This is a genomic window from Bdellovibrio sp. GT3, from assembly GCF_037996765.1.
GTDB lineage: Bacteria > Bdellovibrionota > Bdellovibrionia > Bdellovibrionales > Bdellovibrionaceae > Bdellovibrio.
Genome location: NZ_JBBNAD010000005.1, coordinates 1152519 through 1172835, shown reverse-complemented (window position 1 = coordinate 1172835; position 20317 = coordinate 1152519). Strand labels below are relative to the sequence as shown.

The 20317-nt window shown below is 47.0% G+C and carries 20 protein-coding genes; all 20 read right to left on the bottom strand.

What is annotated here, in order from left to right; genetic code table 11:
- Positions 1–15: 15 nt before the first annotated feature.
- Complete coding sequence (locus AAAA73_RS13120; RefSeq protein WP_340598879.1) at positions 16–309, bottom strand: hypothetical protein; 294 nt, start codon at positions 307–309, stop codon at positions 16–18.
- Positions 310–313: 4 nt separating this feature from the next.
- The gene (locus tag AAAA73_RS13115; protein ID WP_340598877.1) at positions 314–544 is read right to left on the bottom strand and encodes a hypothetical protein; all 231 of its coding nucleotides are present in this window, start codon (positions 542–544) and stop codon (positions 314–316) included.
- Positions 545–582: 38 nt separating this feature from the next.
- Complete coding sequence (locus AAAA73_RS13110; RefSeq protein WP_340598875.1) at positions 583–1053, bottom strand: hypothetical protein; 471 nt, start codon at positions 1051–1053, stop codon at positions 583–585.
- A 119-nt stretch (positions 1054–1172) separates the two neighbouring features.
- On the bottom strand, positions 1173–3851 hold the full coding sequence (acnA, locus tag AAAA73_RS13105) for an aconitate hydratase AcnA (protein WP_340598873.1): 2679 nt from the start codon (positions 3849–3851) through the stop codon (positions 1173–1175).
- 16 nt (positions 3852–3867) lie between these two features.
- Positions 3868–4416: an NUDIX hydrolase gene (locus AAAA73_RS13100; RefSeq protein WP_340598871.1), complete on the bottom strand. Its 549-nt coding sequence runs from the start codon at positions 4414–4416 to the stop codon at positions 3868–3870.
- 64 nt (positions 4417–4480) lie between these two features.
- On the bottom strand, positions 4481–5737 hold the full coding sequence (locus tag AAAA73_RS13095; RefSeq protein ID WP_340598869.1) for a metallophosphoesterase: 1257 nt from the start codon (positions 5735–5737) through the stop codon (positions 4481–4483).
- A gap of 3 nt (positions 5738–5740) precedes the next feature.
- Positions 5741–6301, bottom strand: coding sequence for a hypothetical protein (locus tag AAAA73_RS13090; protein WP_340598866.1), 561 nt, complete (start codon positions 6299–6301; stop codon positions 5741–5743).
- 61 nt (positions 6302–6362) lie between these two features.
- On the bottom strand, positions 6363–7109 hold the full coding sequence (locus AAAA73_RS13085) for a UDP-2,3-diacylglucosamine diphosphatase (RefSeq protein WP_340598864.1): 747 nt from the start codon (positions 7107–7109) through the stop codon (positions 6363–6365).
- Positions 7110–8819 (bottom strand): cell division protein FtsZ, encoded by a 1710-nt coding sequence (ftsZ, locus tag AAAA73_RS13080; RefSeq protein WP_340598862.1) that lies wholly within the window; start codon positions 8817–8819, stop codon positions 7110–7112. It lies immediately after the preceding gene.
- A 66-nt stretch (positions 8820–8885) separates the two neighbouring features.
- Positions 8886–10142, bottom strand: a complete 1257-nt coding sequence (ftsA, locus tag AAAA73_RS13075) for a cell division protein FtsA (protein WP_340598860.1) — start codon at positions 10140–10142, stop codon at positions 8886–8888.
- Positions 10143–10266: 124 nt separating this feature from the next.
- A complete protein-coding gene (locus AAAA73_RS13070; protein ID WP_340598858.1) occupies positions 10267–11013 on the bottom strand; it encodes a cell division protein FtsQ/DivIB in 747 nt (248 codons plus the stop codon).
- A gap of 140 nt (positions 11014–11153) precedes the next feature.
- Positions 11154–12521, bottom strand: coding sequence for a UDP-N-acetylmuramate--L-alanine ligase (murC, locus tag AAAA73_RS13065; RefSeq protein WP_340598856.1), 1368 nt, complete (start codon positions 12519–12521; stop codon positions 11154–11156).
- A complete protein-coding gene (murG, locus tag AAAA73_RS13060; RefSeq protein WP_340598854.1) occupies positions 12518–13591 on the bottom strand; it encodes an undecaprenyldiphospho-muramoylpentapeptide beta-N-acetylglucosaminyltransferase in 1074 nt (357 codons plus the stop codon). The genes murC and murG overlap by 4 nt, the downstream gene beginning before the upstream one ends.
- Positions 13584–14735 (bottom strand): putative lipid II flippase FtsW, encoded by a 1152-nt coding sequence (gene ftsW, locus AAAA73_RS13055; protein WP_340598852.1) that lies wholly within the window; start codon positions 14733–14735, stop codon positions 13584–13586. Before ftsW ends, murG begins: the two co-directional genes overlap by 8 nt.
- 86 nt (positions 14736–14821) lie before the next feature.
- The gene (locus tag AAAA73_RS13050; protein ID WP_340598850.1) at positions 14822–15190 is read right to left on the bottom strand and encodes a hypothetical protein; all 369 of its coding nucleotides are present in this window, start codon (positions 15188–15190) and stop codon (positions 14822–14824) included.
- A 108-nt stretch (positions 15191–15298) separates the two neighbouring features.
- Positions 15299–16687 (bottom strand): UDP-N-acetylmuramoyl-L-alanine--D-glutamate ligase, encoded by a 1389-nt coding sequence (murD, locus tag AAAA73_RS13045; protein WP_340598848.1) that lies wholly within the window; start codon positions 16685–16687, stop codon positions 15299–15301.
- 4 nt (positions 16688–16691) lie between these two features.
- Positions 16692–17768, bottom strand: coding sequence for a phospho-N-acetylmuramoyl-pentapeptide-transferase (gene mraY / locus AAAA73_RS13040; protein ID WP_340598846.1), 1077 nt, complete (start codon positions 17766–17768; stop codon positions 16692–16694).
- Positions 17769–17950: 182 nt separating this feature from the next.
- Entirely contained in the window at positions 17951–18499 is a 549-nt protein-coding gene (locus AAAA73_RS13035) for a hypothetical protein (protein WP_340598845.1), read from the bottom strand.
- A gap of 306 nt (positions 18500–18805) precedes the next feature.
- Positions 18806–19288: an SRPBCC family protein gene (locus AAAA73_RS13030; protein WP_340598843.1), complete on the bottom strand. Its 483-nt coding sequence runs from the start codon at positions 19286–19288 to the stop codon at positions 18806–18808.
- A 5-nt stretch (positions 19289–19293) separates the two neighbouring features.
- Positions 19294–20316 (bottom strand): hypothetical protein, encoded by a 1023-nt coding sequence (locus tag AAAA73_RS13025; RefSeq protein WP_340598841.1) that lies wholly within the window; start codon positions 20314–20316, stop codon positions 19294–19296.
- Between the last annotated feature and the right edge of the window lies 1 nt (position 20317).

Genomic DNA, 20317 nt, shown 5'->3' with positions numbered 1-20317 from the left:
AAGGTGCCAGTTCTTTTACGCGAACTTGAACCAGATATAAAAGACAGCAATCGCGCCCAGGAATGAAAAGAAATACAGATTCCAGTAACTCCAGCGGCGCCACTTTTTCAAAATCAACCAAATCACAGCATAGACCAGAGTGGGCAAAAGATATGCCTTTACTGGATCTGTGCTTGTGGCATGTTCCATTCCTACAAAAACTTTTCCGGTATAGCGGCTGTAAAGCGCAATCAGATTAAACGGATTGAATGCAATCAGAACCAGCGTCCAAATAAGGTCACGTGCGAAAATCTGGAAATTACTTTTCATAATTCTAGTCTACGCTGGGTCTGCGAGGACCGGCAATCTTAACGCCGATATAGGAAGAAACCAGGACGCCCAACGCGTACATAAGTGCGGTGGAATCCAAAGCATCAATGACACTCCAAAAAAACATGAAACCGCAGTAACAGCTGATCAAGAAAGCTGATATCATCATCCATTTTTCGATTTCACTGGGACGGTTGCGTGGAGGCATGACCTGAGTATATCTCAAATTCACCACTCAAGAAACTATATCCTGTTTATACTGGACCTGTGGGACTATTTTGAGATTGCTTTCAACAATGAGCAAGGGTTTCTGACCGTCTTAAATACTGCCTTATAGGATTCCGGCTTCAACTGTTGGAGATTCTGATCCAACACTATCTTCAGTGGTTCCACTTGTTTTTCGATGGCCGGCTCAATTCGTACAGATGTAATGAAGCTGTCGTACACTTCGCATGTAACCCGCTCTGCGCAGTTTTGAATTGCTTTGGTCAATAGTGGTAAATCGCCTTTACGAACAATCTGTTTCTTCCAGCTTTTCTTTGCGTTGTCTTTGGCTTGCTGAAGTTTCAGATCCAGCCCCTCGGTTTTGATTTTGCAGGCGACCACTTCGGGATTTGCCGGTTCGTTGATGGCCACGCGAGACACAATGACGATTTGTTTTAAGCTATCCAACTCATGCAGTGGCAGCTTCGCACTGGCGATCACTGGAAGAATCAATGTGATGAGTTTCAAGAGTGCTTTCAAGGTGTAACTCCGCTATCTTTACTCATTGTCCCCGATAAACCCGATGCCCACAAATCGAAAAAAAAGACAGGGGGATTTTTCGGATCCCCCTGTCCATAACTTTTACATTTACTGCAAACCTACATCAATTTTCGAAGGACGTATTGCAGGATCCCCCCGTTTTTCAGGTATTCAATTTCAACGGCTGTATCGACCCGAGACTTCACTTTGATCTCTTCAGTCTTGCCATTTGCCCGAGTGATACGAACGGTCACATCCTGCAGCGGCTTCATGGTCTCTACACCCACAACGTCCAACACCTCAGTGCCATCCAAATTCAGCGTCTTGCGATCCATGCCCGCATGGAATTGCAAAGGCAGAACACCCATACCCACAAGGTTTGATCTGTGAATACGCTCAAAGCTTTCAGCGATCACTGCGTGAATCCCCAAAAGAGTGGTTCCCTTGGCTGCCCAGTCACGGGAAGAACCCGTTCCATACTCCTTGCCGGCCACGACCACCAGGGGAGTTTTTTCCGCCTGGTATTTCATCGAAGCATCAAAGATCGACATTTGCTCGCCAGTCGGAATGTACTTGGTCATGCCACCCTCGACACCATTCAACATTTCATTCTTAATGCGAATGTTGGCAAATGTTCCGCGCACCATCACATCGTCATTCCCGCGGCGTGAACCGTAGGAGTTGAAATCAACCGGTTGAACACCTTTGCTCATCAAATATTTACCAGCTGGAGAATCTTTTTTAATACTTCCTGCAGGTGATATATGATCCGTCGTGATGGAGTCTCCCAGAATCGCAAGAACTCGGGCCCCTTTTACATCTGACAGTTTACCTGATGATTTTTGCATTCCTTTAAAGTACGGAGGATTTTTAATATAAGTACTTTCATCCCAGGAATACGTTTGTGAAGTGGTTGTTTTGATTTTTTGCCAATCCGTCGTTCCCGCAAACACATTGCCATAACGGTTGTCGAACATTTTGGTTTCAACCGTTTTATTGACGATGTCATAGATTTCCTGATTGGTCGGCCAGATGTCATCCAGGTAAACCGGCTTGCCGCTGGCATCCTCACCCAATGGATCCTGAGTGATATCCAATTGCATCGTTCCAGCCAACGCGTAGGCAACAACCAACATCGGTGAAGCAAGGTAGTTCGCCTTCACATGGGGATTGATACGTCCTTCGAAATTGCGATTCCCCGATAGCACCGAGGCCACGACAAGATTTCCTTTTTCCACCGCGTGCGCGATGGGCTCAGGAAGCGGTCCGGAGTTACCGATACAAGTTGTGCATCCGTACCCCACAAGATTGAATCCCATTTTATCCAGATACTTTTGCAGTCCCGAGTTCTCAAGATAGTCTGTTACCACCTGAGATCCCGGCGCCAGGGATGTTTTCACCCAGGGCTTCACCTTAAGACCTTTTTCAAAGGCCTTTTTGGCAACTAATCCAGCTCCCATCATAACCGACGGGTTGGAAGTATTGGTGCAGCTTGTGATGGCTGCAATCACCACATCTCCATGCCCCAGGGAGTAAGATGCCCCGTCCACAGGTGTGTTGAATTTTTCTTTCGTTGTGTGATCTGCGCCAACCGCAAAAGTCGTTCCCAACTGTGTGGTAAAATCACCAGCTGCCTTGTCCAACAGGACACGGTCCTGGGGACGCTTAGGACCTGCCAATGACGGAACAACGTCTGCCAAATTCAATTTCAATGTGTCATGAAAGGCAAAGTGCTCGTCATCAGACGTGCGCCACATGCCAGTTTCTTTTGCGTAAGCTTCAACCAGCGCGATCGTTTGCGGATCACGACCGGAAATTCTAAGATACTTCATCGTTTCTTCGTCGATGGGGAAGAAGCCGCAGGTTGCACCATATTCCGGAGCCATATTGGCGATAGTTGCTCGGTCTGCCAATGACAAACCTTCCAATCCCGGTCCATAGAACTCGACGAATTTTCCCACCACGCCTTTTTTGCGCAGCATTTGTGTGACGGTCAAAACCAGATCTGTCGCTGTGGCGCCTTCTTTGATTTTGCCTTCCAGGCGGAAGCCAATCACTTCAGGGATCAACATACTTAAAGGCTGCCCCAACATCACCGCTTCAGCTTCGATACCACCAACACCCCACCCCAGGGCTGCAAGTCCATTCACCATGGTGGTATGAGAGTCCGTTCCGACCAATGTATCAGGAAACGCGTATTCGCCGTGCTGACCTTTGGCATCCCAGATTGTTTTACCCAGATATTCCAGATTCACTTGATGGCAAATGCCGGTACCTGGCGGCACCACTCTGAAATTTTGAAATGCGCCTTGACCCCATTTCAAGAAAACATAGCGCTCGTGATTGCGCTGAAATTCCATATTTACGTTTTCCTGAAAACTTGAAGGAGTTGCAAAGGAATCCACCATCACCGAGTGATCGATAACCAGATCCACTGGCACCAATGGATTGATCTTGGTCGGATCACCACCCAGCGCCTTCATCGCATCCCGCATCGCTGCCAAATCCACCACGGCCGGAACACCGGTAAAGTCCTGCATCAGAACACGCGCTGGAAAGAATGAAATTTCCCGGGTCAGGGATTCTTTGCTTAAACTTAGAAGCGCATCGATATCTTCCTTCGTGACATGCACGCCGTCCTCGTGACGCAGAAGATTTTCCAGAAGCACTTTTAAAGAGTTTGGAAGTTTTTTGAAATTCGGATGCGCTGTCTTCTTGGGATTGAAGATCGTATATTCTTTCGCACCGACTTTAAGTTTTTCTTTTGTTTTGAAACTGTCTTTTGATTGTACCAACATGAGGGGATCCTCCCTCTTAATTCCACTCCCCGCGGAGAATTTTATCAAGCCAAAAGGCACCGATCTGGGTTTTCACATCGGTTACTTTACCCTGTTGAACAAGAGACATAAGTTCTTGAGGAGCAATCTCAACTACCTCAAGGAATTCACCATGATCCAGTTGTTGCTCGGTCTTGCTAAGATCTTTTGCCAAATAGAGATCGATCTGCTCATCGGAATACCCAATCACCGGGTGAATCGGGGTCAAAAACTTCCACTCTTTTGCCGAGTATCCTGTCTCTTCAAGCAATTCGCGCTTTGCCGTCAGCAGACTGTCCTCGCCACCGTCCCGTTTGCCCGCAGGAAACTCCAGCATCACCCGTTTTACGGCATGACGATACTGGTGAATCATGATCAGGTTGCCGTTGGGTAAAATAGGAATCATCATCGCAGCACCCGGATGTGTGATGTATTCGCGGTGATAGATCTTGCCGTCTGGCGCACGAACTTCGTCCTGCTCGACTTTAAGAAATCGACCTTTGAATACTTGCTTGGATGACAGTGTTTCTTCTTCAAGATGCTTCATAGAAAAGCAGGATCTCACGCAGACAATGGTCAGTCACGACCTTTGTCTGCGCAACTGAATAGCCTTAAGGAACCGCGCACGGAGCATTTGCTTGCTCCAAGGAACATTTGAAACTTGCTTTGCCTTGATCGTCTTTAACCACGCCGACCCATTTGCCATCAGAGTTTTGTTCCAACACCATGTAACCATGAGTGGAAGGCAGCACTGTGAAGCCAGCGGGAATCAATTTGCGAGTCGCCTCATCATAGTAGTCCAAAGCTGTACCGCCTTCACCCACCACCACATGAACCGGTCGTTTCCCCGAGGAAACTTGTGTGTTGTGAATGTGACCCGCGAAAACAAACTTAACTTTTTTCGGCAATGGCATTTCTTTTACCAAAAGCTGCATGTTCAGATTCACCGGTAAAACCGCTGCAGGACCATTCCAGTTCGGAGAAAGCCCCCAAATTGGTCTGTGCAAAACAATCCACACTTCAGATTCAGGGCGGGATTTGATTTGCGCCACCATCTTACGATAGTGTTCACGCCATTGGTTCATCTCCGTACCTTTGGGATCCAATCCCTGATCAGACAAAGTGGCATTATCAAAATTTACCACCAGAATGTTTCCGAAATTCGTGTAACGAGTGTCTTGAAATTTCGGGCATGAGTTCTCTCCAAGCGGAGTCAACAAACGACTGAAACCTTCATGGGCGCGCTGACAATCTTCGTGATTTCCACGCACAAACAAGAACGGTGTTGTCTGTAAAAGTGGTGCCGCCGGATGCAGGAAATCCGCCTCCCAAGGACGATATCCATAACCCAATGTATCTTTGTAGGGAGCACACTTCACTGGATCTTTGCAGGATTCACGATAGTGATAGTCACCCACGTGAACAATCAAATCGGCTTTTTCCAGTTCAATAGCTTTCGCAATTCTTTTGAATGGCCATTGATTTGGGTCGTTGCATTCCTGGAAGTAATCACCCTTCAAACGGCAACCCGTATCCCCAAATACCACAATGCGCTTGGGTGCTTTAGGGATTTGAATCTGTTTTCCGGCGACGGAAACTGAAGCAGTCCCTTCGGGCAAGGTCGCCTCGCACACCGTCGCGGATTCAAACTTATTCGCCGTCATCTGCAAAGTGGTTTCCTCTGCAGCACCTTTACTGATTTTTACCTCAGGGCATTTCCCATTTTGCGGAGCAATGGTTCTGACAAAGGAAGTGTTTCCATCTGCCAAACCCACATAGGTCAACCCTTCCACTCGGTCCATGGGCTTGTGAGCACAAGCCGCGATAACAAGAATCCCCAAGACCGATCCAGCTTTTCCAAAATTCATTCTTTAATGTCCTTCAACTTTTTCTTTGGCCTTTTGCTGTTTCAGCTCCAGCTCACACATTTTTACTTTTGTTTCGTATTCATCATGGCGACTGATCAAAGTTGCTTTGTAACCTTTGAAACGATCCAGACGATCACGAAGACCTTCTTCGGTAACACCGACAATGTCCTTTTTATTTTCGATACCAATTTTGGAGAAATCCTCTTCGGATGTCACGTAGGTACGCTGTTCAGTCCAGCGAATTTTCCCATCGCCTTTATTATCTGAATCACCCATTTGAATTCGGCAATCACGAAGGACTCCGTACAATCCACGGTTGTCCAGATAACGGGGACCTCCGAATACGCGGGCTTCAAGATCATATACTTCGTTTTCCAAAGTACGCAGCTGCTCATTCATCTGCACTTTGCGCTGATACACCATATCTCCATCTTTCACTCCGATGGCGCCGCCACCAACCGGCGCGGAATGCTCGATTTCAGTATCAATTTTTTCGGCTTTATTACGATTCGTGGAACATGCCACCAGGGACAAAGAAAGGATCGCAAACAATAGCAAACGCATTGGGAATTCCTCCATTAGAGGAAACTTTAAAAGTGAACCGGAGTCTGGTCAATCACAGGGCCTAGGAAATCGTCACCCAACTGCAATTTCCATCTTTGATGCGAAACACTTTTACTTGGTCTTCAAACCAGGACCCCAGATTTACAGAACGTACTTCGCGTCCATGAGTTTGCACCACGGAATCATCAAAGACATGCATATGACCGGAAATAATCACATCAAAGGGCGCTTCATCATAGGCGCGTGCGACATGTCCGCGAATCATGGACACAAGCTCTTGTTCATTACGCTCGCGATAGTTGCCACTGCGCTCACGACTTTTCTTGCTGGCGCGATTGCCAATGTAATTCCAAAAGCTTCCCGGAAAAAAATCCTTCAGTGGTTTGACCCAGGGATTTCGAATGATCGAACGGTATTTAAGATACTTGATGTCGTTAAGATTGATCAGATCACCGTGCTCCACACGCACATTAAGGCCATCTATCTGATAGTACTGTGCTTCGACAAAAACCTCGACGCCCAGTTTTTTGGTAAAGTAACCCTCAACGTGCACATCGTGATTACCCTCGATGTACGTGATACGAGCACCCGCATTTCTCAGGTCTTTCAAAGCATCCATCAAAGGCTGGAACTTTCTGGCAAAGAACTCAGAACTGCCGATCCAAAGATCGAAAATATCACCCAACATAAAAAGGTGAACTTGCGAAGGATTCTCCTTCAGCAAAGAACGCAAAAAGCGCAACAGGATTTGCCCGTTGCGCTCTTCTGCGGATTTTAAGTGAATGTCGGATATAAACCAGGCTTCCACTTAGTCTTGTTTCAAATCAAAACCTTGTTTCTTGCGGATAAAAGCAGGTACTTCCAGGTTTTGAGAGGAGAATGGAGAACTCAACACTTCACGTGCCATACGACGAGCTTCTTCCAAAGATTGTTGTTCATGGTCCACGTTCATGGACAATTGCTCTGGGTTTGCATGACGGTTCTTAAGGTCCTGGCTTTCTTTGAAAGCACGAGCCTTAGCCAACAACAAATCACGAGGGGAAACACCTTCAACTTGTGGTTGGATTGGTGTCGCCATTTCGACTGGAGTTGGTTGAACCGGTTGCTGAACCGGAACTTGCTGCATCATTTGCGGCTGAACTTGTGGAGGCACTTGTGCTGCCACAGATTGAGCTGCTTGTTGAGCAACTTGCGGAGTAACTTGAGCAACCGGCGGAACTGTTACAGTCTCAGTGACGGGTTGCTGGGGTAACCCCGAAGTGACCGGAACTTCCACTTGCTGCTGGTAAGTGTAGTTCATCACTTGGGACTGCACTGCCGCGATAGGCGGAAGTTCAACCGGAGCTGCCTGCTGAGGCATAACCGGCATAGTTGGCATTACTGGCATTTGCGGCATTTGAAACTGTTGCATGTTTGGCATTTGCGGCATGTGGTTCATGCTTGGCATTTGCGGCATTTGCATGCCCATACCCATGTTGTTCATTCCAAATTGAGCAGTTTGCTGATTTAGGAAGTTTTGCATTTGGTTCACTTGAGCCATATCGTTCACAAGTTTCACATCGTGAGAGTCGAAACCAGTAGCGATAACAGTCACGCGAACTTCTTCACCCATAGTTTCATCGATAACCGCACCGAAGATGATTTCTGCATCTTCATGAGCCGCTTCAGTGATCAATGTAGTTGCTTCGTTCACTTCGTACAATGAAAGCTCAGAACCACCAGTGATGTTAACGATGATACCTGTAGCACCATCAATTTTAACATTCTCAAGAAGTGGAGAAGAGATCGCCGCTGTAGCTGCCTCAACTGCGCGGTTTTCACCTTTCGCAGAACCAGTACCCATGATCGCGATACCTTTGGAAGACATAACAGTGCGGATATCTGCGAAATCCAGGTTGATCAAACCACGGATGTTGATCAAATCAGAGATACCTTTAACTGCTTGCAAAAGAACTTCATCCGCTTTTTTGAAAGTATCCAAAAGTGGAGTTTTCTCTGCAGCAATCGTCAAAAGTTTTTGGTTGGGAATTACGATCAATGTATCAACATTGTCTTTTAGTTCCTGAAGACCAGTCTCTGCATGCTTGGAGCGTTTTTTACCTTCAAAAAGGAACGGCTTCGTTACCACACCGATAGTCAGGGCACCCAACTCGCGAGCGATTTTCGCCACGATCGGAGCACCACCAGTACCCGTACCACCGCCCATACCAGCAGTGACGAATACCATGTCAGAACCTTCCAATTTTTCCACGATTTCGTTGTAAGACTCGATCGCAGCACGACGACCAACATCCGGATTTGCGCCAGCGCCCAAACCTTTAGTCAGATCAAGACCCAATTGAATTTTATTGGAAGCTTTGTGTGAGTTCAAAGCCTGAATATCTGTGTTGGCCACGATAAATTCTACGCCGCTCATTTCAGAAGCGATCATTGTGGAAACTGCGTTACTACCGCCGCCACCAACGCCAACTACTTTAATATTTGCACCGATATTGATATTTTCTTCTAACTCAAACATGTTGTCCCTCCCGACGATGCTTAAAAGATTCAGAGGCTTCCAGCCTCCACCGAGTAAATTTAAAAACTAAAATACCTTTTCAAACATTTCCTTAAGACGCTTCGTCAAGCCGTTGATCGACTCTCCGATATTGATCTCAAGTTCCTGCGCGCTTTGGATCATCAAATCTTTACGTTGTGACAATCCATACTGTAACAATCCAACTGCTGCCGAAAACTCTCCAGATTTCACAACATCAGTCAGACCTCCGATTTCCAAAGGTGCCCCTCTGCGAACCGGAATATCAAAAATAAACTCACCCATTTCAATCAGGCCATCCAACTGACTTGCTCCGCCAGTTAGAACGATACCTGAACCCAACATTGGCATCACACCGCTCATACGAATATCGTTGGCGATCAGATTCAATGTTTCTTCAGCACGAGCCTCGATCACATCCGCAAGATCCTTACGCGGGATCACACGGGATTTACGACCGCCCACACCTTCAACTTCGATAGTTTCGTTGTCATTCACCATAGACGCCATTGCGCAACCGTATTTCTTTTTCAAGATTTCAGCTGCGAATTGCGGAGTTCTAAGACCTACCGCCACGTCATGAGTAAAGTGCGAACCACCTACTGGAATAATAGAGGAATGAGCCACGCTGCCGTTGACGAAGTACAAGTTGTTACAAGTACCGCCGCCCATATCGACAACCACTACGCCCAGATTCTTTTCATCATTAGAGATAACCGCTGTCGCAGAAGCCAACTGGCTTAGCACCAAGCCTGCGATTTTAAGTCCCGCTTTTTCAACACATTTAACAGTGTTGTTAATCGCGGACTGGCTGCCGGTTACGATATGCACGTTGGCTTCCAAACGAATGCCCGACATGCCCACTGGATCAGTGATGCCGTCTTGACCGTCGACTTTGAATTCTCTTGGAAGGATGTGCAAGACAGTACGATCTGTCGGAACTGCCACTGCTTTTGCAGCTTCAATCACGCGATCAATTTCAGAAGGTGTGACTTCGCGATTCTTGATCGCGACCATGCCTTTTGAATCAAATGAAGAGATATGAGTACCAGAAACGCCGACCCAAACTTCGTCGACTCTATAACCGGACATCAATTCTGCTTCTTCTTTTGCTTTTTTAATAGAGTCGGTTGTTGCCTCAATATTAACGACAACACCCTGGCGGATGCCTGTATTAGGAGCAGTACCTACTCCTGCGACTTCGATTTTCCCCTCGGGATTGACGGTTCCGATGACGAAACATACTTTGGTCGAACCAATATCCAAACCAGCCAATACCGGAGCTTTCGGTTTTGATGTACTCATCCCTAAGTCCTCGTATATGACACCCTATTTGGGCGTCTTTGTTTGAAAGACCGGCGAATAAAATCATTTTATTCGATCTGAGCCGAACGCGAGCTCGACTTTAGATGGTCTACCAGACTTAAGCTTAGGGATCCTTACGCAACCTGACAAGGACTTTCTTTGACAGATCCGCGTCTATGACGCGAGCGTCAAACTGCTTGGTTTCGAGATAATCAACGACGCGAGAAACGCGCGCTGCCTTTAGTGCCACTTGGTCTTCACCGATTTTCACCTGTGTTCCAGTCTTAATCAGTGTCATCCAAAAGCCTTCTTTATTATCGTAACGAACTTCAGAAATTGTTTTACGACTGAACGATCCTTGAGCAGGAATTTGCTCGATCACATCAATCGCTTTTTTGCGAAGCTCTTGTTTTTTTCCAAAAGCATCACCATCCAAAATCGCCACGTCAGGCGCCTGCTTTGCTTCGATCACATCCAGGAACTTTCCGTCCTTGATGATCGGAGTCAGCTTTCCACCCTTGGCCATATATAGAAACTTAACTTCATAAGGCTTCACACGAATCGCCAGCGTCGTCGGCCAGGATCTTGAGATCTGCAAGGTCTCGACCCATTCCTGCTTCTGCAATTCCTTGGAGACAGAGCGAAGTTTGATATTCCAAAGGGACATACCTTTATACTTCACCAGAAGACTTTCTAGAGCATCCACATTGGGCTTTAAAAAGTGCTCTTGCCCTGCTGCCGGATTCTCCAGAACCACTTCGACTTTTTGAATATTAAAGAAACCATTTTCATTCAGATAATAAAGAGTTCCCACCAAGGCAGCTGGTATAACAATGAAACCCAAAAATAGTTTTAGAACCAACTTCTTCACAGACTCTCCAAAGGAATGGCTTCCAGACTCCAGACTATCAATTAATTCAGTCAGCTTTAAACCAATGCCCGTGGGATCCGTGAAAACACGACCTAGGAACAGGAATTTAAAAACAAAAGCCGGGTCTCCCCGGCTTTGTTTTAGTTTTGAATCTTATCCAGAACATCCAATCCCAGCTTCCAGCCATCGCCGGCGCCGAGAGTGATGAACACGTCGCCATCCTTTAGCATCGACACAATCTTAGACGAAGACTTGTCATCGCGAAGGAAGTACTGCGCATTTTCATGCTTCATTTCTGAAGCCAGCTTTTCCGAGCTGACCCCTGGAATTGGTGCCTCACCCGCTGGATAGATATCCGTCAGCAGGATTTGATCAGCTTCCATGAATGCCGTTGTGAAGTCATGCCAGCAGTGCTGAGTACGACTGAAACGATGTGGTTGGAAATAAACCACCAGACGGTTTTGAGGATACTTTTCACGGAAGGCCTGAAGAACCGCGCGCACTTCTGTTGGATGGTGACCGTAATCGTCGTAAACTTTGATACCGCTTTTTTCGCCCTTGAAGTGGAATCTGCGATCCACACCATCAAAGCGCTGCAAACCAGCCGCACACATATCAAATGGAATGCCTGCTGCAAGACCAGCACAAATAGCGGCCACTGCATTCAAGGCATTGTGACGACCTGGGATGTTAAGCTTAAACTTACCCACCAAGTGACGAGTGCCAAGCAGGCGGTCGCTGCGATACAGGGAGTAGCTCCCCTGCTCACCTGAAAGAACCAAGTCGTTCTTTTCATCGAAACCGTAGTACAAAATACGTTTTGGGAAGTTCTCAAAAATCTGGCGAACCACGGGATCATCACCACAAGCGATGATCTTTCCATAGAACGGAACTTTAAGAGCAAAGTCATAGAAGTTCTTTTGCAGGTTCTCGAAAGTCTTATAGTGATCCAAATGATCGGAGTCGATATTGGTGATGATCGCGATTTCCGGAGTCAGCTTATTAAAGCTGCCATCGGATTCATCGGCCTCTGCAACCAACCACTCACCCGCCCCCAATAGAGCTGTGGATTTGATCATTTCAAAGCGACCACCAACCACGATCGTCGGGCTTAGGTTGCCTTCAAGGAAAATCGCCGACGTCATGGACGTTGTCGTGGTCTTACCGTGCGTTCCTGCCACAGCAATACCACGCTTTAAGCGCATGATCTCAGCCAGGGCTTCTGCACGAGGGATCAATGGAATCTGACGAGCGCGAGCTTCGTAGATTTCCGGGTTACCATATTGAATAGCTGAAGAATAAACGACAACATCAGCATCACCGATATTGGAGGCCGCGTGACCTTTGAATACTCTCACGCCCATATCACGAAGACGTTCTGTATTCGCATTATCCGCGATATCAGATCCTGAAACCTTCGCACCCATGTTGTGCAAAAGTTCAGCGAGTCCACACATACCGATGCCGCCGACACCTACGAAGTGGAATTTGGCGTGTTGTAATTTCATTGCAAGATTTCCTTTGCGATGGTTGAAGCTGCTTGGGGAACATAAAGATCTTTTATATTCCGAACCATTTGCTCACGCAAAGCTTTATCTTGGCGAAGAGATTGTACTTCTGAAATCAATCTTTCAGGGGTTAAATCTTTCTGCAAAATCATGCGACCCGCATTTCGGGCGACAAGGCTTTCGGCATTTTTTTGCTGATGATCATCGGCGGCTCCTGGTAATGGCACAATTATAGGAATTATACCAAACGCTGCCGCTTCCGCAATGGAACTGGCCCCACCACGACTGACAATTATGTCCGCCCACTGATAATACTTTGGCATATCGAAGATATACTCATGATAATCCACATCGGCGCTGTTTTTTTGATATTTGACAGAGATTGTAGGAAAATCAGCGCTTCCCAACTGATGAACGACAGATAAATCCTTCGTCCACTCGCCCCCGCCAATGATCGCGTCACTCAGGCAGTTGTTGATAACTCTGGATCCTTGGCTGCCACCGAAGGCCAAAAGATGAAACTTCTCATCTTTGTTCTGAGCATGGACCGCATTTTCGATTTCTTCACGAACCGGCATCCCAGCTTGGGTCACACGATTGCTTTTCAAGTGTTTGCGCGACTCTTCAAAAACCACGAAACACTTGTCGACGAAGCGAGATAGAAAACGATTCGCCATGCCCGGCATGACATTCGGCTCCCAGATCGCCGTATTAAAGCCAACAATGCTTGCCGCCAGCACGAAAGGACCCGAAGCATAACCACCCACCCCGATCACATACAACGGCTTTAACTGCCATAGCAGACGGATGGATTGAAACAACCCCAATGGCATGCGGAGCAATGTTTTTAACTTTTTAATGGGACTTTTCACATTCAGCTGGCCGGATTCGATCAAGTGCAGAGTATATCCCTCACGAGGGACAATTTTAGATTCCATCCCGCGCGAAGTTCCCACGAAATGAACCTGAACTTCAGGGTCCAATTTCTGGATGGCGCGGGCAATAGCGATTCCTGGGTAGATGTGGCCACCTGTGCCACCCCCGGCAATCACAACGGTCTTTTTAGTCATGTGCTTTCACTTTCGATGCGTTCCAACGGGATGATCCGAAACGTTTAGAGAATTTATCCTCTTCGAAGGAATTTTCAATGTTCAAAATGAGTCCGAACATAAAACACAAAACCACCAGGGAACTGCCACCGTAACTTAAGAAAGGAAGCGTCAGACCTTTTGTTGGAAGCAGGCCCATGACAACACCCGCATTGATGAAGACGCTCATGCCAAACGTGACAGAAAGTCCCAAAGCCAATGCTCTTTTGAATGGATCTTCGGCTTTGATGGCAATTTGAATTCCGCGGAAAACAACGAATCCATAAAGAGCCAGAATTGCAACGAAGCCGACAAAGCCCATTTCCTCACCCAGGACAGCCAACGTGAAGTCCGTGTGTGCTTCAGGAAGGAAGAAAAGTTTCCCCTGCCCTTGCCCCAAACCAACGCCCGTCAAACCACCGGAGTGAAAACTCAGCATACTTTGAATCACCTGGAAACCCTTTTGTGCCGGATCAGCCCAAGGATCTAAAAAGGCCAAAACGCGGGCACGGCGGTAAGGCACCGACATCACCAGGAAGTAAAACGCCGGAATTAGAACTGCCACCGCTCCAGCGATGTATTTCCATTGCAGGCCAAAGGCAAACAACAGACTGACACCCACCATCAAGATGATCGCAAAGCTTCCGAAATCTGGCTGACGAAGCAACAGGAACAATGGAACAACCAATGCCAGTGCCAACCACCACCACTTTACGTGGCCCAGAATATTGTCGCGACGGCATAGCAAGCTTGCAAACCAGACCGAGAATGCGATCTTCAAAAGTTCACCCGGCTCAAAGCGCAAACCGAACGGCAACTGGATCCAGCGAATCGCGCCACCCACTCGCACCCCAAGACCTGGAACGAAGGTCATCAACACGCCGATCGCGGCAGCAAACCACAACATCCATCCGTGTTTTTCAATCAGACGAAAAGGAACATGGATCGTCCCAATCAAAACACCGAATGCGATCACTGCGAAAATCAACTGACGTTTAAAAAAGAAAAGACCGTCTCCGTAGGATTCGGTCGCAAAGATAAAACTGGAAGAGTAAACCTGCACCAGGCCGATGCCCAATAAAGTGATAATGGCCAAAAACAAGCTGCTGGATAAATATCTAAACATGATGGACTCCCAAAGGCGTGCTCGCCTTTATTTTAATCAGAAGTCCATTTGAACGTCTAGGAATGGTGGGAAGACTGGACCCCGAATTAGGGAGCGGCTTCCACCACTTCAGCACCTGAATCTTTTTTCTCGGAAGCGGCTCTGGCTTCCGTGCGCTTGTTAACCGCAGTTTGTGCGCGGCCCGACATAGAGCAGCAGTACACGACACCATTTTCGTTGGAAGAATTTTTAAAATTGGTGATTGAGAAAGCACGGGAGGAATCACAGCGTTTTGCCATTTCCATGCTCAATTCCACTTCGATATCCGGAAACTGCTCACCACTCACAAAGTTGCAATACATGCCCGTGTTGGCAGCCAATTTATCACGTTGTTCCTGGCGCGCTTTAAATGTCCCGGATGCACAAGCAGACAACAAGAATACAGACGACAAGGAAACAACGAGAATACGGATCACAAAGCCCTCCTAGCTTTATATATTGTGAAAAAGCAAAAAGGCCCTCATGCGATGAGAGCCTTTTCTTTTGCGCCCCAACAAAGAGGCACTGGTGTTTCATGATTGTTATCAGTGAAACTTTCTCACGATCTCTTTAAAGTATTCACCACGCTCTTCGAAACTGTCAAACATGTCAAAGCTTGAGCAGCCTGGAGAAAGCAGCACGATGTCCCCGATTCTGGACTTTTGGTAAGCGATCAAAACCGCCTCCTCGAATGTACCGATCAGGAAGGTCTCAGAGAAATCACCAAGGTCGCGATTAATGCGCTCTTTAGCTTCCCCGACCAAGATCAGAGTTTTAACTTTGCGTTTTACCGACGTACGAAGTGGTTCGTAGTTTAGATTCGTATCTTTACCACCCGCGATCAAAATCACGTTTTCATCGAAAGTATCAAGTGCACGAAGTACGGCATGAACGTTTGTGGCTTTGGAATCGTTGTAGAACAACACTCCGCCCACTTTGCGAACGTACTCAATACGGTGAGGAAGACCTTGGAAAGTATCGATCACTTTTTGAACAGCTTCACGAGTCGCACCGTGCTCACGAGATGCCAGGATTGCTGCCATCACGTTTTCAACCGAGTGCTTACCGCGCATTTTCATGTTTTTGATATTGAAAGTCTCGATCTCAGGACCTGTGCGCACGCGAATCTCGTCACCGATATTCACTGCACCACCGATGTTCATGATTTGAGGCTCCAAAGCCGGTTTACGAGAGAAGTAGAAAATACGACCACGTTGAACCGCTGGATCACGCGCCAATTCAACAACGGCGTTGTCATCCGCATTCAAAATGCTTGTAGTTGCCTGGTTGGTGTTTTTGAAGATACGGCGTTTTGCATTTACGTACTCTTCCATGGAGCGATAACGATCCAGGTGATTTTCAGCCAAGTTCGTGAAGACCACGTTGCCTGGGTTAAAAGTGTCGCAATGCTCAAGCATGAAACTGGAAACTTCAGCGATCACCACTTGTGCTTTGTCATCAAGACGAAGGTAGTCCACCAATGGTTTTTCATTCGCGCCGCCCACCCAGGTTTTAATACCTGATTGAGTCAAAATCGCCTCTGTGATGCGTGCCACAGTGGTTTTACCGTTGGTACCAGTCAAACCGATGATCGGTTCTTTGATGAACCCTGCAGAGAACTCGAACTCGCCTGTGATCTTGATACCTTGAGATCTTGCGTAATCGAAGATTTTCAAAGTGGATGGAACGCCCGGAGAAAGGATAACCAAATCCTGAGCGATGAAAGTTTTCGGACTGTGACCACCCAATTCAAACTTAATTGGCAAATCACCCAATTGCTCAAGTTGAACAGAAAGTTCTGGTTTGGATTTGTGATCCGTTACAGTGACCTGAGCGCCATGCTTGGTAAGAAAGTGCGCCAAGGACACACCTGTTTTACCAAGACCGACCACCAGGATTCTTTTGTCTTTTAAATCACTATATTCTTTATACATTCTTCTACCTCAATTTGAGAGTCGCTAGACTTAAAACAGCCAATAAAATCGAAATAATCCAGAAACGAACGATGATTTTCGTTTCAGTTAAACCGCCCAATTCAAAGTGGTGATGAATCGGCGCCATCTTAAACACACGTTTTCCAGTGAGTTTGAAGGAAATAACCTGAGTGATTACAGACAATGCTTCCACCACGAAGACACCGCCCAGGATCACCATCAAAAGTTCATTTTGCGTGATCACAGCCATGGAACCCAGGAATCCACCCAAGGATAAAGAACCTACGTCGCCCATGAAGACCTGAGCGGGATACGCGTTAAACCACAAGAAGCCCATTCCCGCAGCAACAATCGTCGCCGCCACCGGAGTTAACTCACCTGCTCCCACGACATGGGGGATATTCAGATAATTTGCGATGGAATAGTGACCCGTGACGTAAGCAAACAACCCCAAAGTCGCAGCCGAAATCATCACTGGCACGATCGCCAAACCGTCAAGACCGTCTGTCAGGTTCACGGCGTTTGCAGTCCCCACCACAACAAGTGCGGCGAAAACGATGTAGGCATAGCCCATATCAAAACCAAAGGATTTTACGAACGGAATATAAACAGTCGTACCCAAATTATGGAAGTGCACCAAGTACGCAACCACCGCTCCGCTGATCAAAAACTCCCCGGCCAAACGGATTTTACCGGAAAGACCTTTGGAGTTCTTTTTGCTTACTTTCAACCAGTCATCCATGTAACCGATCAAACCGAAGCCCCAAGTGATGATCAGCACCGCCCATACCAATGGGTTTTGCATATCCACCCACAACAAGCACGGAATCAGCGTGGAAAGCAGAATCAAGCCCCCACCCATGGTTGGCGTACCTGCTTTTTTCTTATGTGACTGAGGACCGTCATCACGAATCGCTTGCCCGAAATGCTTCAGTTGCAGGCGCTTGATGAAGTAAGGTCCCCACATCCAGCACAGCAAAAACGACGTGAAAAACGCGATGAACGTACGAACAGTGATGTAACGGAAGACATTCAATGGAGAGAAGTATTCCGACATTGAATAGAGCCACTGATAAAGCATGATGTGCGATTCCCCTAATTCCTTGGAAATTGATATTTGCTTGGAACTTTAAGGGTTTAGCACATCGGCGCTTTAAAATGCAATGGGAAATTTATAAGCTATTGATATCATTACTAAAAATTAAAAAGATAAAAGGTACGGCCTTACCTGCTAAGTAAGTCCGTACCTTTTAGTGCGTACTATTAGTGTTGGTTAACCACTGCAGAGTTGCTGCCACCGGATTGGATGATGTTCGCAGAGCTGCCATTACCTTGCTGACTTACAGATGCAGAGTTGTTTGAGCCGGTTTGCTGAACGTTTGCTTGGTTATTGTCGCCAACTTGAACCACACAGGCTGTATTGCTGTCACCTTTTTGGTAGATCGTTGCAGAGTTGGCATTACCCACTTGGCTGACACCCGCCACGTTGCTGGAACCTTCTTGGCTTAATATAAAGTTAGCTTCGGCCTGTTGAAGGGCATCACACGCTGGCAAAATCACTTCGCCATCGTCGGTTACCAGATTCCCGTCGTCATCGATTACTTCGCCTGGCATAACCGGGATCTCATCAATCACTTCCGGAATGGATTCATCAGATGTAGTCCCTGGCTCTTCGCCATCCACGACAGAAATGATTTCCTGCGCACTTCTGAATGAACCAAACTCCACTTCTGCGCCTACACCCAGCTGCGAACAAGCTGTCATGAATGGTAAAGCTGTGGCTAAGATCACAATAGTTGCTGTGGTTTTCATTATTCCTCCAAATTGAATTCAATAAGGAGTAAAGCAAAAGCCATGCACAGCGTTTGTTCGAGTCGATAACGGTTTAAACCGGGTTTAAGGTGTTCAGGATCTGACGTTGCAAAAGTTTTGATCGAAGTACGTGAAGGTTCCCTAATATCATTTGCAAGGGAACCTGCGGTTCGCACTTTATATTCGCTTCGTAGTGAGACAGCTCGGTGGGAACTTCAGAGTGAATGAACGGGAAACATCACAATCAGATACATGCTTCCAAAGGTGAGTTAAATGAAACGGCAACTAGATTGACAGCACGAATGCTTAGCCTTCGTCATCCAGATAAGCTTTAAGCTCTTGCATGTGGTATTTCCAACCAAGCTGGAAATCTTTAAGAAGTTTTGCGCCCTGCTTGTCCGGGAACACGTCCCATCCCTTATGGGTAACGGTCATCGTGCGCGTTTTACCTTTGTCTTCGATCACGTAAGAACACTCTGTGATGGCTTTTGCATCCCAGTTTTTCTCGCGCCAGGTAAAGGTGATGGATTTGTTAGGAACTAAAGATAGGACTTTGCCGGAAGCGAGTTGCTCTTGGCCCTCGTCATCTTCCCAGGCTTCGCGGAATTTACCGCCGACTTTTGGTTCAAGGGCGACGTCGTCGCCCCACCAATTTTCCAGATCGTCCGTATCAGTCAGAGCCCGCCAGATTTCTGCAGCGGTGGCCTTCACTGTGATCGTGATGCTGATTTCCTGACTGTTGGAATCCTCCCCCTTTTTGGAGGGAGGAATGAACTTCGATCCAGACATATTTATTAGAACAAGTTGATGTTCGTGGAAAGAGCTACGTTCGTTCTGTCGTCACGTACGTCTTTAGGTGTGAACTGGATGTTCGGGTACAAGTAGATGTCACGAGTGATAGAGATACCTACGCCCACAGATTGGTATGGTTCCAATTGAACGTATCTGTCGTTAACTTCGTATTTCGCGAATTGGAAGTAACCGAAAACAGTTCTGAAAGAGTACGTGTCGTTGAACGTGTACTGCATGAATGGGAACAAACCCCCACTGATATCAGAGCGCATGTATCTGCCAGCAGCTTGTGCTGCCACGTAACCTGTGTCAGACAACTCACCATTGTAAAGGTACTTAGCCAAGCTTACGCTCACGCCACCGTTCCATTTTGATGTTCCGAAATTTGCCAGGAAAACTTGAGACAAAGAGACGTTACCCAAATAGTTTTGGTATTTGCTTGTGTCTTCATCAGTGTAATAAGTCGTGGAAACGCTGGTGCTCATTTGAGTGCCAAACGCTTTATAACCACGGCTCCAGCTTACGAAAGGAGTCGACATTTCATAACGAGGAAGTACCGCATTTGCAGCTCTGCCTCTACGAGAGTCAGATGCTGGTTTTGTGATATCGCCATGGAATGGATCGTTGATCGTCAAACCAGAACCGAAGCTGATGCTGTCTTTAGGAGTGATACGAACGTTCACACCCACGTTACCGGAAAGGTAAGTCAAAGATTCAGCCGTTGCAGATGCACGGTAATTAGGACGGATCGCGCCAAATGGATCGTTAACAGAACCACCGGAATAAGAAAGGTCAGATTTGAAAGACCATTTGGATTTAGAACCCAAAGTTGCACGCATACGAGCATCAGTGATTTCCTCGTCCACGTCCTTCATTTTTTCTGTCGGCTTTTTAAGATCTTCGATTTTAGAAGTCGAAGTGTTTGTGGAAGTAGCCGCACCCATCTTTGCAGAACTTGTTTGCGCCCCAGCTTGCATCGCAGAGAAAGTAAGAGCTGCGATAAGTAGAGAAAGATTTTGTTTCATT

Coding starts and splice junctions, on each gene's coding strand:
- AAAA73_RS13030 (WP_340598843.1), bottom strand. CDS start 19,288: ATGTCTGGATCGAAGTTCATTCCTCCCTCCAAAAAGGGGGAGGATTCC.
- ftsW (WP_340598852.1), bottom strand. CDS start 14,735: ATGTTTAGATATTTATCCAGCAGCTTGTTTTTGGCCATTATCACTTTA.
- murC (WP_340598856.1), bottom strand. CDS start 12,521: ATGAAATTACAACACGCCAAATTCCACTTCGTAGGTGTCGGCGGCATC.
- AAAA73_RS13035 (WP_340598845.1), bottom strand. CDS start 18,499: ATGAAAACCACAGCAACTATTGTGATCTTAGCCACAGCTTTACCATTC.
- AAAA73_RS13025 (WP_340598841.1), bottom strand. CDS start 20,316: ATGAAACAAAATCTTTCTCTACTTATCGCAGCTCTTACTTTCTCTGCG.
- AAAA73_RS13120 (WP_340598879.1), bottom strand. CDS start 309: ATGAAAAGTAATTTCCAGATTTTCGCACGTGACCTTATTTGGACGCTG.
- acnA (WP_340598873.1), bottom strand. CDS start 3,851: ATGTTGGTACAATCAAAAGACAGTTTCAAAACAAAAGAAAAACTTAAA.
- AAAA73_RS13095 (WP_340598869.1), bottom strand. CDS start 5,737: ATGAATTTTGGAAAAGCTGGATCGGTCTTGGGGATTCTTGTTATCGCG.
- mraY (WP_340598846.1), bottom strand. CDS start 17,768: ATGCTTTATCAGTGGCTCTATTCAATGTCGGAATACTTCTCTCCATTG.
- murG (WP_340598854.1), bottom strand. CDS start 13,591: ATGACTAAAAAGACCGTTGTGATTGCCGGGGGTGGCACAGGTGGCCAC.
- AAAA73_RS13100 (WP_340598871.1), bottom strand. CDS start 4,416: ATGAAGCATCTTGAAGAAGAAACACTGTCATCCAAGCAAGTATTCAAA.
- ftsZ (WP_340598862.1), bottom strand. CDS start 8,819: ATGTTTGAGTTAGAAGAAAATATCAATATCGGTGCAAATATTAAAGTA.
- ftsA (WP_340598860.1), bottom strand. CDS start 10,142: ATGAGTACATCAAAACCGAAAGCTCCGGTATTGGCTGGTTTGGATATT.
- murD (WP_340598848.1), bottom strand. CDS start 16,687: ATGTATAAAGAATATAGTGATTTAAAAGACAAAAGAATCCTGGTGGTC.
- AAAA73_RS13090 (WP_340598866.1), bottom strand. CDS start 6,301: ATGCGTTTGCTATTGTTTGCGATCCTTTCTTTGTCCCTGGTGGCATGT.